At 72.4% G+C, this 12129-nt stretch carries 11 protein-coding genes; 9 read left to right on the top strand and 2 right to left on the bottom strand.

Annotated features, from left to right (window positions below; translation table 11 throughout):
• Positions 1 to 1309, top strand: a 1309-nt coding sequence (locus tag ABZ990_RS30795; protein WP_361238781.1) for a tetratricopeptide repeat protein, incomplete at its 5' end; no start/stop codon positions are given.
• A gap of 538 nt (positions 1310 to 1847) precedes the next feature.
• On the opposite strand, the gene hppD is transcribed toward ABZ990_RS30795, so the two are convergent.
• Entirely contained in the window at positions 1848 to 2993 is a 1146-nt protein-coding gene (gene hppD / locus ABZ990_RS30790) for a 4-hydroxyphenylpyruvate dioxygenase (protein WP_361238778.1), read from the bottom strand.
• 101 nt (positions 2994 to 3094) lie between these two features.
• On the opposite strand from hppD, the gene ABZ990_RS30785 reads away from it, so the two are divergent.
• The 8 genes from ABZ990_RS30785 (at position 3095) to ABZ990_RS30750 (ending at position 10581) form a co-directional block, all read left to right on the top strand.
• Positions 3095 to 3595 carry an Lrp/AsnC family transcriptional regulator gene (locus ABZ990_RS30785; RefSeq protein WP_361238790.1) on the top strand — a complete coding sequence of 167 codons (501 nt, stop codon included), beginning with the start codon at positions 3095 to 3097 and terminating at the stop codon, positions 3593 to 3595.
• Between the two features lie 17 nt (positions 3596 to 3612).
• Complete coding sequence (locus ABZ990_RS30780; RefSeq protein WP_361238775.1) at positions 3613 to 4260, top strand: ABC transporter permease; 648 nt, start codon at positions 3613 to 3615, stop codon at positions 4258 to 4260.
• Between the two features lie 172 nt (positions 4261 to 4432).
• Positions 4433 to 5704: a betaine/proline/choline family ABC transporter ATP-binding protein gene (locus tag ABZ990_RS30775; protein WP_361238772.1), complete on the top strand. Its 1272-nt coding sequence runs from the start codon at positions 4433 to 4435 to the stop codon at positions 5702 to 5704.
• 179 nt (positions 5705 to 5883) lie between these two features.
• Complete coding sequence (locus ABZ990_RS30770; RefSeq protein ID WP_361238787.1) at positions 5884 to 6678, top strand: ABC transporter permease; 795 nt, start codon at positions 5884 to 5886, stop codon at positions 6676 to 6678.
• 194 nt (positions 6679 to 6872) lie between these two features.
• Entirely contained in the window at positions 6873 to 7763 is an 891-nt protein-coding gene (locus tag ABZ990_RS30765) for a glycine betaine ABC transporter substrate-binding protein (RefSeq protein WP_361238784.1), read from the top strand.
• An 86-nt stretch (positions 7764 to 7849) separates the two neighbouring features.
• Positions 7850 to 8500, top strand: coding sequence for a winged helix-turn-helix domain-containing protein (locus ABZ990_RS30760; RefSeq protein WP_361238769.1), 651 nt, complete (start codon positions 7850 to 7852; stop codon positions 8498 to 8500).
• Positions 8501 to 8751: 251 nt separating this feature from the next.
• Positions 8752 to 8964, top strand: a complete 213-nt coding sequence (locus ABZ990_RS30755; protein ID WP_361238766.1) for a hypothetical protein — start codon at positions 8752 to 8754, stop codon at positions 8962 to 8964.
• 165 nt (positions 8965 to 9129) lie between these two features.
• Positions 9130 to 10581, top strand: coding sequence for an MFS transporter (locus tag ABZ990_RS30750; protein WP_361238763.1), 1452 nt, complete (start codon positions 9130 to 9132; stop codon positions 10579 to 10581).
• Here ABZ990_RS30750 and ABZ990_RS30745 read toward each other — a convergent pair.
• Positions 10514 to 11317 carry a S16 family serine protease gene (locus ABZ990_RS30745; protein WP_361238760.1) on the bottom strand — a complete coding sequence of 268 codons (804 nt, stop codon included), beginning with the start codon at positions 11315 to 11317 and terminating at the stop codon, positions 10514 to 10516. The two genes, ABZ990_RS30750 and ABZ990_RS30745, sit on opposite strands and share 68 nt — an antisense overlap.
• Positions 11318 to 12129: the final 812 nt, after the last annotated feature.

Here is a 12129-nt window from a genome sequence, read left to right as displayed (position 1 = left end):
GGCGGGACGGGCGGCGGGGGCGGGCGCCCCGGCGGCGCTGCCCGAGCTGGCGGCGCTGATCGGCGACCGGGAACGGTGGGTGGCCGGGCATCCCGGTGACGACGCCTCGTGGGCGCTGCTCGGTACGGCATATGCCGAGCGGGGGCTGCGGCGCGCGGATCCGGCGGACTTCACGCGCGCGGAGCGGGCGCTGAAACGTTCCCTGACGGTCCGACCCGCGGCCCGGGGCAATCTGGACGCGCAGCAGGGCCTCGCGGCGCTCGCGAACGCGCGCGGCGACTGGGCGGCGGGCCGCCAGTGGGGCGAGCGGGTGCGCAAGGCGGCCCCGAAGCGCTGGTCGGTGTACCCGGTGCTGATCGACGCGTACGACGGTCTCGGCGACTACAAGGCGGCGCGGCGGGCCGGCGAGACGCTGACGGAGCTGCACGGGGGCTCGGCGGCCGGCGCGGCCCGTTCGGCCGCGCTCTATCGCGTGCGGGGCTGGCGCGAGGACGCGGGGGCGGCGGCGCTGGACGCGGTGGCACTGGCCGAAACGCCCGCGCAGAAGGCGGACGCGCTGTCCGGGGCGGGGGATCTGGCCGGGGAGCGGGGCGAACCGGCGGAGGCGCTGGCGCGGTACGGGGCGGCGCTGGAGCTCGTACCGGATCACGGTCCTTCGCTCGCCGGGCGGGCGCGGTCGGAGGCGGCGCTCGGCCGGACGGCGGAGGCGCTGCGCGACTGGCGGGCGGCGGTGGCCCGGCTGCCGCTGCCCGAGTACGTCCTGGAGGCGGGCGAACTGTCCGAGGCGCTGGGGCGGGACACGGAGGCCGAGGCGTCGTACCGGCGGCTGCGGACCGGGGCGTGGATGCGGGCGGAGGTGGTGCTGGGGCGGCTGGAGGCGGATCACGGCGATCCGGCCCGGGCGGTACGGGGGCTGCGCGCGGCGTGGGCGCGGGGGCACCGGTCGGTGGAGGTGGCGGACGCGCTGGGCTGGGCGCTGCTGCGGGCCGGGGAGCCGAAGGAGGCCCTGCCGTACGCCAAGCGGGCCACGGAGGAGGGGCTGCGCAGCGCGCTGTTCTCGTACCACCGGGGGGAGATCGAGCGGGCGCTCGGCGAGAGCGGGGCGGCCCGGCGACACCTGTCGGAGGCGCTGCGGACCGATCCGGATTTCTCGCCGCTGTTCGCGCCGCGGGCGCGGGAGGCGCTGGCGGAGCTCGGGGAGCCGCCGGACGAGTTGCCGGAGCTGTTGCCGGGGGCGGGGGCGCCGGGGGCGGGGAAGCCGGACGTGGTGCGCAGGGGGGCGTCGAGGGCTGCGGGGCGGGCGCGGTGAGGTGGCGGGGCGGGGCGCTGCGCGCTGCTGTGCGGGGTGAGGGCGTGGTGGCGGGGCGCTGCGTGCTGCCGTGCGGGTGGTGCGGGGGGCGCGTTCGGGGTTGCGGGATGGTGCGCGTGGGTTGTGGTGGGTGCGCGTGGGCCGGTCCGGGGGTCGTGTTCTGCACTGCATGATTTACGGCGCGGGCGCCTCACTTGTACGTAAAGCGTTCTTCTTCCGCGCCACAAATCACGCTTTACGTTTCGAACACGACCCCCTCCCCGGCCCCCGCTCCCGTCGCTGTCTCCGCGCACCGCCCCGCACCCCTCCCGCTTGAAGGGATGGGGGGTGGGCCCGTCCGTCGGCGGGTTGAGGGGAGGTGGGGGAAGTGCGTGGGTGGCACCCCGGGCGAGCCCCCCGTTGGTGCCCGCCCGGGGTGCACGAGGGCCTGCCCGGGGCGGGGAAACGCCCGGGCAGGCCCTCGTACGGGACGCGCCGGTCGGGGAAGGAGGACGGCGGCGCGGTGGGGTGCCGGGTGGGACACCCCTTTCGGGTGCGGTCAGAGGTTGCCGCGGCGCTCCTGCTCGCGCTCGATGGCCTCGAACAGGGCCTTGAAGTTGCCCTTGCCGAAGCCCAGGGAGCCGTGGCGCTCGATCATCTCGAAGAAGACGGTCGGACGGTCCTGGACCGGCTTGGTGAAGATCTGCAGCAGGTAGCCGTCCTCGTCGCGGTCGGCGAGGATCTTCAGCTCGCGCAGGGTCTCGATCGGGACCCGGGTGTCGCCGACCCACTCGCCGAGCGTGTCGTAGTACGTGTCCGGGGTGTCGAGGAACTCGACACCGGCGGCGCGCATCGCGCGCACGGAGGCGACGATGTCGTTGGTGGCGAGGGCGACGTGCTGCACGCCGGCGCCGTTGTAGAACTCGAGGTACTCGTCGATCTGCGACTTCTTCTTCGCGATCGCCGGCTCGTTGATCGGGAACTTCACCTTGAGGGTGCCGTCCGCGACGACCTTCGACATCAGCGCCGAGTACTCGGTCGCGATGTCGTCGCCCACGAACTCCTTCATGTTCGTGAAGCCCATGACCTTGTTGTAGAAGCCGACCCACTCGTTCATGTGGCCGAGTTCGACGTTGCCGACGCAGTGGTCGATCGCCTGGAAGTAGCGCTTGGCCGGCGGCTCGACCATCGGCTTGGCGGCGATGTAACCGGGCAGGTAGGGGCCGTCGTAGTCGGAGCGCTCGACGAGCGTGTGCCGGGTCTTGCCGTAGGTGGCGATGGCGGCGAGGACGACGGTGCCGTGCTCGTCCTTCAGCTCGTACGGCTCGGTGACGCTGGTCGCGCCCTGGCTGATGGCGTACTCGTACGCGGCACGCGCGTCCGGGACCTGGATCGCCAGGTCGATCACGCCGTCGCCGTGCTCGGCGACGTGGTCGCCGAGGAAGCGGCCCCAGTCGGTGGAGGGCTTGATGACGGAGGTGAACACGAAGCGGGCGCCACCGCTGGACAGCACGTAGCTGGCGGTCTCGCGGGAGCCGGTCTCGGGTCCGGAGTAGGCCACGAGCCGCATACCGAAGGCCGTGGAGTAGTAGTGCGCGGCCTGCTTGGCGTTGCCGACGGCGAAGACGACGGCGTCCATTCCCTTCACCGGGAAGGGATCGGCCTCACGCGCGGTACCGGTGGTGTGGTCCAGGGTCTCAGTCATGACAGCAGAGTCCCGCCGACCTGCAAGCTGCGCAATAGTTTGCAGTTTCTCTGGTCAATCTGCGCAGCCACGGGCCAGTATGGGCAGGCGACTTGTACATGATGACCATCAAGGAGGCCGTCGTGGCGATCGATCATCTGGACGGGCGGCTCATCGTGCTCCTGGCCCGGGAGCCCCGGATCGGGGTGCTGGAGGCGTCGCGGCGGCTCGGCGTGGCCCGCGGCACGGTGCAGGCGCGACTCGACCGGCTTCAGTCGAACGGAGTCATCCGCGGATTCGGCCCGCAGGTCGAACCGGCGGCCCTCGGCTATCCGGTCACGGCCTTCGCCACCCTGGAGATCAAACAGGGTCAAGGCGCGGACGTACGCGGCCACTTGGCGACCGTGCCGGAGGTCCTGGAACTGCACACGACCACCGGCCACGGGGACATGCTGTGCCGGCTCGTGGCCCGTTCCAACGCCGATCTTCAACGGGTGATCGACCGCGTCGTCGGTTTTGATGGCATCGTCCGGGCCTCCACGGCGATCGTCATGGAGAACCCGGTCCCCCTGCGGATCATCCCGCTGGTGGAACAGGCCGCGGAGGACCAGCCGCCGCGGTGACCCCGCGGAGGGGGCGCGTGAGCTTCTGGGAGTATCTCGGCAGCCGCCATCAGCAGCTGCTCACGGACGCGTTCCAGCACGTCAGCGCCGTCTTCCAGTGCATGGTGATCGCCACCGCGCTCGGGGTGCTCCTCAGCGTCCTCACGTACCGCAGCGGCTGGGCGGGCAATCTGGCGATCCTGTCCACCGCCTCGCTGCTCACGATCCCGTCGCTCGCGGCGATCGGCCTGCTGATCCCGCTCGTCGGCCTCGGCGTGCCGCCCACCGTGATCACCCTGACGCTGTACGGGCTGCTGCCGGTCGTCCGCAACGCGGTCGTCGGCCTGCGCGGCGTCGACCCGAGTCTGGTGGACGCGGCGACGGGCATCGGGATGTCCCGTGCTGCGCGGCTGCTGCGTATCGAACTTCCGCTCGCCTGGCCGCCGATCCTGACCGGGATCCGGGTGTCGACCCAGATGCTGATGGGGATCGCCGCCGTCGCGGCATATGCCTCGGGTCCGGGGCTCGGCAACGAGATCTTCCGCGGGATCGCGTCCCTGGGCAGCGCCAACGCGATCAACCAGGTGCTGGCGGGGACGCTCGGGATCGTGATTCTCGCGCTGCTCTTCGACGCGGCGTACGTCCTGCTCGGCCGGCTGACGATTCCGAGGGGGATCCGTGTCTGACACCTCCGCGGCGCGGGCGGCAGGCGCCGGCAGGGCTGAAGGGATCGGAGGGGACGGAGGGGCCAGAGAGGTCGGAGGGGGCGCGTCGGGTGGCGCGCGGCCGGATGGGCGGCGGCCGGATGGGTCGTACGGGGACGGGCAGCGTCCGGGTGCGTCGCACCGGGCGCCGGGTGTGGCGGGTACGGCGGCGGGTACGGGCTCCGCTCCCGGCTCCGCCTCGGGCTCCTCGGGCTCCACCTCGGGCGCTTCCATCGAGCTGGAGGAGCTGACCAAGCGCTATCCGGGCAACCCGTACCCCTCCGTCGAGAACGTCTCCATGGAGATCAAGGCGGGCGAGACGGTGATCTTCGTCGGGCCGTCCGGCTGCGGGAAGTCCACCACCCTGAAGATGATCAACCGGCTGATCGAGCCGACCAGCGGCCGGATCCGGATCGGCGACGAGGACGTCACCGACATCGACCCGGTGAAGCTGCGCCGCAAGGTGGGTTATGCCATCCAGTCCTCCGGTCTGTTCCCGCATATGACCGTCGCGGAGAACATCGCGCTCGTCCCGAAGATGGTCGGCTGGTCCAAGTCCCGGGTGAAGGACCGGGTGGAGGAGATGCTGGACCTGGTCGGGCTCGACCCGCGCGAGTTCCACGACCGGTATCCGCGCCAGCTCTCCGGCGGCCAACAGCAACGGGTGGGCGTGGCGCGGGCGCTGGCGGCCGACCCGCCCGTCCTGCTGATGGACGAGCCGTTCGGGGCGGTCGACCCGATCACCCGCGACCATCTCCAGGACGAGCTGATCCGGCTCCAGCACGAGCTGCACAAGACGATCGTCTTCGTCACGCACGACTTCGACGAGGCCATCAAGCTGGGCGACCGGATCGCGGTGCTGCGCGAGCGTTCGCACATCGCGCAGTTCGACACTCCGGAGGCCATCCTCACCAATCCGACGGACGACTTCGTCTCCGGGTTCGTCGGCGCGGGCGCGGCGCTGAAGCGGCTCAATCTGACCCGGGTGCGGGACGTGGGCGTCGCCGACTTCCCGACGGTGACCGTCGACGACCCGCTCCAGTCGATCTTCAACGCGCTGCGCCGCGGCCAGCACAACGAGCTGCTGATGCTGGACCGGCGCGGCCGGCCGTACAAGTGGCTGCGGCGCGGCGATCTGATGCGGGCGAAGGGTTCGCTGGCCCGGGCCGGGACGCTCGTCCACGACACGGTGACGCGGGACGCCACGCTGCACGACGCGCTGGAGGCGGTGCTGACCGACAGCGGCGGGCGGGTCGCGGTGACGGGGCGGCGCGGGGAGTTCACCGGGGTGGTGGACATGGAGACCCTGATGAACTCCGTCCACGAGCTCCTGGAGGCCGACCGGCTGACGGCGATCGAGCACCAGCACGAGCTGGAAGAGCAGCGGGCCCACCAGACGGAGCAGGAGCTGGAGGGCGGCGAGTGAACAACGGCGGTGGCCTCGGCGGACTCGACGACGGGGCCGCCGGGACGGGACCGGGTGCCGCGGCGGCGCCCGGGGGCGGGAGCAGTGCCCGGCCGGGGGGCGCGTGGTCAGGGGGCGGTCGGCCGCCGGGCGAACACGAGGTCCAGGGACAGGCGTTCCGGGACGGGGCGCACGCGGCCGTGGTGGTCGAGAGCCACGCCGAGGAGGAGCCGGCCCCGCGGCCGGCCGTCCCCCGGCGCCGTATCACCTGGGGCAAGCTCGTCCTGGTGCCCTCGTTCGTGGCGGCGATGGTGCTCGCCACCACCCTGTGGATCTCCCGGGCGGACCTGGACTCCATCGCCCGCAACGCGCTCGCCGGCGGCACTGTGCAGCTGCGGCTGTGGCAGCACGTACAACTGACCGCGATCTCCACCTTCTGGGTACTGGTCATCGCGATCCCGCTCGGTATCGCGCTCACCCGCCGGCGGCTGCGCCGGGCCGCCCCCGTCTTCACGACGATCGCCAACATCGGGCAGGCGACCCCGGCGATCGGCCTGCTGGCGCTCCTGGTGATCTGGCTGGGCATCGGCTCGTCGACGGCGATCCTCGGCATGGTGATCTACGCGGTGCTACCGGTGCTCTCCAACACGGTGGCCGGGCTGCGGTCGATCGATCCACAGCTGGTGGAGGCCTCGCGGGGCATCGGGATGTCGGCGTTCGGCACCCTCGGCCGGGTCGAACTGCCGCTCGCGGTCCCGCTGATCCTCGCCGGGGTGCGCACCGCCCTCGTGCTCAATGTGGGGACGGCGACGCTGGCGACCTTCGGCGGGGGCGGCGGGCTTGGCGATCTGATCACCTCGGGCATCCAGACCCAGCGGATGCCGGTGCTGGTGCTCGGTTCGGTCCTGACGGTGGCGCTCGCGCTGATCGTGGACTGGCTGGCCTCGCTCGCGGAAGTGGTGCTGACGCCGCGGGGGCTGGAGGCCGGGGCGTGAGGGGGGTGCGGGAACGGGCGGGGGCGGCAGGGGTAGAGGCGGGGGTACGAGCAGAGGTACGCGTACGGGTTCGGGGGCACGTACGGGCGGGGGCGTGGGGGCGTGTGTACGGGCGGGCGGGGGCGGGGGCGGCGGGGGCGCTGCTCCTGGTCGTGCTCGTGGCCTCGGGCTGCGGGCTGAAGAGCGGTTCGCCGATGGTCGACCATGTGACACCGGGCAAGCTCGGGCAGGGCGAGCCGCTGAAGGGCGCCTCGCTGACGGTCACGTCCAAGAACTTCAGCGAGAACATCATCCTGGGCCAGATGATCGGTCTCGTCTTCAAGGCGGCGGGCGCCGAGGTCCTGGACCGGACGAACCTGCCGGGTTCGATCAGTGCGCGCGAGGCGATCGTGAAGGGCGACGCCGACGCGATGTACGAGTACACGGGCACCGGCTGGATCACGTACCTCGGCAACTCCGAGCCGATCCCCGACCCGGAGGCGCAGTGGCGGGCGGTGCGCGACGCGGACCGGAAGAACGGGGTGGTGTGGCTGCCGCAGGCCGCGATGGACAACACGTACGCGCTGGCCGTGAGCCGGAAGAACAACGAGAAGTACCACCTGAGGACGCTCTCGGACGCGGCGGCGCTCTCGAAGAAGGACCCGTCGGCGGTGACGGTGTGCGTGGAGAACGAGTTCGCCTCCCGCGACGACGGGCTGCCGGGGATGGTGAAGGCGTACGGGATGAACCTGCCCGCGTCGAACATCGAGAAGATGGACGCCGGGATCATCTACACGCAGGTGTCGCAGTCGAACTCGTGCCTGCTGGGCGAGGTGTACACGACGGACGGACGGATCCGGGCGATGGACCTGACGGTCCTGAAGGACGACCGGCACTTCTTCCCCAACTACAACGCGGCGCCGGTGGTGCACGCGGCGACGTTCGAGAAGTACCCGGTCATCGCGAAGCTGCTCGACCCGGTGACGGCGAAGCTGTCGACGGAGGTGGCGCGGGAGCTGAACGCGCAGGTGGACGTGGACGGGCGGGACCCGCACGACGTGGCCAAGGACTGGCTGGTCAAGGAGGGCTTCATCAAGGCGGATTGAGCCGGCGGGGCCCTCTCGGCCAAGTTGCAAAGAACTCTCTGCAAAAAACTCTTGCAGAGAGTTCTTTGCAACTCTACTGTGGTGTCATGCCCGAGAACGAGAAGGCGAAAGAGACCCCGCACGCACCGGGGGGTGAGCACGAGGAGCCCACCCCCGCCGGCGCACCCGCCCCGTCGGAGAACCACGTCCTCAACCCGCGCTCCCTGCGGGCCCTCGCCCACCCCCTGCGCATCCAGATGCTGCGCGCCCTGCGCCACCAGGGACCGGCCACCGCCTCGCAACTCGCCGAGAAACTGGGCGAGTCCAGCGGCGCCACCAGTTACCACCTGCGCCAGCTCGCCGCCCACGGCTTCGTCGAGGACGCACCGGAGCTCGGCAAGGGCCGGGAGCGCTGGTGGAAGGCGACCGCGGGGGGCACCGTCTTCGACGGAAACCTCTACAACGACCCCAGCCCCGAGGTGCAGGGCGCCGTCGAGGTCTACCTCCACGAGATCTCGAACATCCACACCCAGGAGCTCAACACCTATCTGGGCACCCGCCACCAGTGGAACGAGATCTGGCGGGAGTCCTCCGACATGAGCGACTTCACGCTCCACCTCTCGGCCGAGCACATGAGCGAGCTCAACCAGAAGATCCACGACCTGATCGAGGAGTACCGCGGAGCCGGCGCCGGTGACGCGGAGACCCAGCGGATACGGATGCATCTGCACACCTTCCCGCAGCACGGCGCCAACTGACGCTCCCCGCCGTGGCGTTCACCTGACGGGCACACCCGCCCGACCGACACGCCACGGCACCCACCTCGCGGCGCCTCTTCCCCCGCGCGTTCATTCCCCGCGCCTTCGCGCCCTCGCGCCCCCTACGGGCCCTCGCCCCCCCTACGGGCCCTCTCGCACCCTCGCGCGCCTTCTCGCCGCCCCCTGACGCCCTCGCGTGTCCGATCCACCACACCCCTGGCACCCCAGCCGACCGGAAGGGTTATTCAGCCATGCACTCCGACGTCCACCTCACCCTGCACCACCTGACCGCCGCCGAGCTCCGGCAGGCCGCCGCCGAGGCCGCCCACACCGACGCCGCTCCGACGACTCCCCGCACTCCGATACGCGTCCAACTGGGCTGGAAGATGGTTGAGTTCGGCCTGAAGCTCGCCGCCCCTGGCGCATCCCGCACCACTCTCGCCTGCCGCTCGGCGTCCGCCTGACATCCGTCCGGAAGCTCCCACCGGCACCGCCGCCTCCACCATCCGCACTGCCCACGCCACCAACACCGCCTGTACTGCCCGCACCGCCTCTGCCATCCGCACCGCACTCTGCCGAGTCGTCCATCCGACCGAGCCGCACATCCATCGCATCCGGGGGGAAGCACCGTGCGCACACTCACCCATACCCGCGCGCCACTGGCCACCGTTCTGACGGCCAACGCCGTCTCCATCAGCGGTAATTCGCTCACACTCATCGGCGTCCCGTGGTTCGCGCTGGAGACCACCGGAAGCGCCGGAAAAGCCGGCCTGGTCGCCTTCTGCGCCGCCGCCCCGGTCGTCGTCTCCGCCATCGCCGGCGGCCCGGTCATCGACCGGATCGGCCGCCGGCGGGTCTCCGTCGTCTCCGACCTGGTCTGCGCCCTCGCGCTCGCCGCGATCCCGCTGCTCAACCATGTGGGGTTGCTGCGCTTCTGGATGCTGTGCGCGCTGATGGCGGTCACCGGCCTCTTCCACGCGCCCGGCGAGACCGCCCGCAACGCCCTCGTCCCCGACCTCGCCGGGCGGGCCGGCACCCCGCTCAGCCGCGCCGCGAGCCTCTACGACGCCGTCTCGCGCGGCGCCCGGATGACCGGCGCGGCCGTCGGCGGCCTGCTGGTGGCCCTGATAGGTGCCGACACCGTGCTGTACGTCGACGGCGCCACGTTCCTGACCTCCGCGCTGCTCGTCCTGGCGGGCCTGCGAGGCATCCCGTCGGCCGAACCCCAGCGCGACGCACCGGCGTTGAACCTCGCCACCTACCGGGCCGACCTGCGCGAGGGCTACTCCTTCCTGCTGCGCACCCGGCTACTGCTCGCCGTCGACCTGATGGTGATGATCACCAACGGGCTCGCGATGAGCTGGAGTTCGGTACTGCTGCCGATCCACGCCCGCGAGGAGCTCGGCGGCTCGGCCGCACAGGGGCTGCTGGTCGCCGTCTTCGGCGGCAGCGCCCTGGCGGGCGCACTGCTCTACGGCGCGATAGGCCACCGCTTCCGGCGCCGGCCGGTCTACACCGTCGGCTTCCTGATATCCACCGCCCCGATCCTCACCGCGGCCTTCACCCACACCACCCCGCCGCTCGTCGTGGCGGCGGCCTTCGGCGGGCTCGGCGCCGGGGTGCTCAACCCGATCCTCGGCACCGTCTTCTACGAGGTGGTACCCGACGAGCTGCGCACCCGCGTCGGCGGCGCCAGCACGGCGGCCGTCCTGCTCACCACCCCGCTCGGCGGTCTGGCCGCCGGCTTCCTGGTCGACAGCGCGGGCATCACGGCGGCGCTGCTCTGGGTCGGTGGAGCGTTCTTCCTGGCCACCTTGTCACCGCTGGTGTTCCCGGTCTGGCGGGAGCTGGACGCCCCGCCCAAGCCCACCGCCGACGCCGACGGCGACGCCGACAGCGACGGGGGCAGTGACGGGGCTGGGGGCAGGGACAGGACCGGGGACGAGAACGAGGTCGAGAACGAGGTCGAGAACGGGGTCGACGTGAAGTCCGGCCCGACAGCCGGGACGGGCCCTAGCAGCTCGGGACCTTCGACTCCTGCTTCTGGTCGAGGGCACGGAGCGACGACACCGCGTCGCTGAGCGCGGTGACGGGGACGAGCCGCAGGCCCTTCGGCAGTTCGGCCTGGGCCTGGGAGCACTCGCTCTTCGGCACCAGGAAGACGGTGGCACCGTCGCGGGCGGCGGCCTGGGTCTTCAGGGCGACACCGCCGACGGCGCCGACCGTCCCGTCCGGGGAGATGGTGCCCGTGCCGGCGATGGTCCGGCCGCCGGTCAGATCGCCGCCGTCGCCGTTCCCGTGGATCTTGTCGACGATGCCGAGGGAGAAGAGCAGTCCGGCGCTGGGGCCGCCGACATCGGCGAGGTTCAGGTCCACCTTCACCTTGGCCGGGTTCAGCTTCAGATAGCCGAGGGCGGCGAGGGCGGCGGCGTCCTGCGACTCCTTCATCTCGCCGAGGTTGTGCTGCTGGATCTCCTGGTCGGACTCCCCGGTCGGGTAGACCGAGGACTTCGGCAGCACCGCCCGGTCGGTGCGGAACCAGGCGTCGGCCACTTCGGAGAAGCCGATGGACGCGGACGGCCCGGTGGCCAGGATCGTGGTCATCCGCAGCTGTCCCTCGGTCGCGCGGACCGGGGCGCCGGAGACGGTGATCACCTCACGCCCCTGGTCCTTGCCGAGCACGTCGGCGGTCGTGCCGGGCTGCGCGATGGCGAACGGCAGCGGCGCGAGTCCGGCGGCGGCGAACAGTCCGGCGACGGGCAGGGCACACAGCGCGAGGGCTCGGGTGCGCGGGAGACGGGCGAGTGGGGAGAACACGCCTCCAATCTACTGGTCGCCCGCCCCTGGCGGCCCGCGCACCCGCCAGGGCCCGGCGGGCGGGTGCACGGGCGGGGCCCCGGCGGGCGGGTCCCGGCCGCCTGCCCATGGGGGGGGCGGGGGTCGGGGGTCGGGGGTCGGGGGTGGCCCAGTCGGCCGGGGGCGGTACGGGCGTCAGCCTCACGACCGGAACGGCCAAGGCCGACGGGGCGATCGGGGTGGACGGGGTGGTCGGGGTGGTCGGGGGCGGCTCGGGCGTCGGCCTCACCGCCGGGGCGGGCGAGGCCGCTCGGGTGGATCGGGGCGGCGCGGGCGTCAGCCGGTGCTCCGGGGGCGCGCCCCTGCGCCCCGGCCGGTGGCCGGATGCGGTCCGGGGCGCCTTCGCAGGTCAGCCCACCGCCGGGACGGCCGGGGCGGTGGAACGGCCGAGGCCGGCGGAGCGGCCGGGGACGGTGGGGCGGCCAGGGGCGGTGGGGCGGCCAGGGGCGGTGGGGGAAGCCGGGGGCGACGCAGGCGTCAGCCTCACCGGCGGAACAGCCGAGGCCGCTCGGGTGGGTCGGGCCGGCGCGGGCGTCAGCCAGTGGTCCGGGGGGACACCCCCGCGCCCCGGCCGGTGGCCAGATGTGGTCCGGAGGCGCCTTCGCACTCCGGCCGGTGACTGGACGTGGTCCGAGCACGCCGCAGCACCCGGCCGGTGGCCAGGCGGGGCCCGGGAGGGGGAGGATCCGAACAGCGTCGGAACCGAGACGCGGATGGCGGATGATCTCGTGCGCCAACTGGAGAAGGCGCGCTTGGGCGCGATAAAGTGCCGG

The sequence above is a fragment of the Streptomyces sp. NPDC046203 genome, assembly GCF_040646255.1.
Classification (GTDB): domain Bacteria; phylum Actinomycetota; class Actinomycetes; order Streptomycetales; family Streptomycetaceae; genus Streptomyces.
The sequence above is the reverse complement of the archived record's forward strand: the minus strand, read 5'-3'. Positions and strand labels throughout refer to the sequence as shown.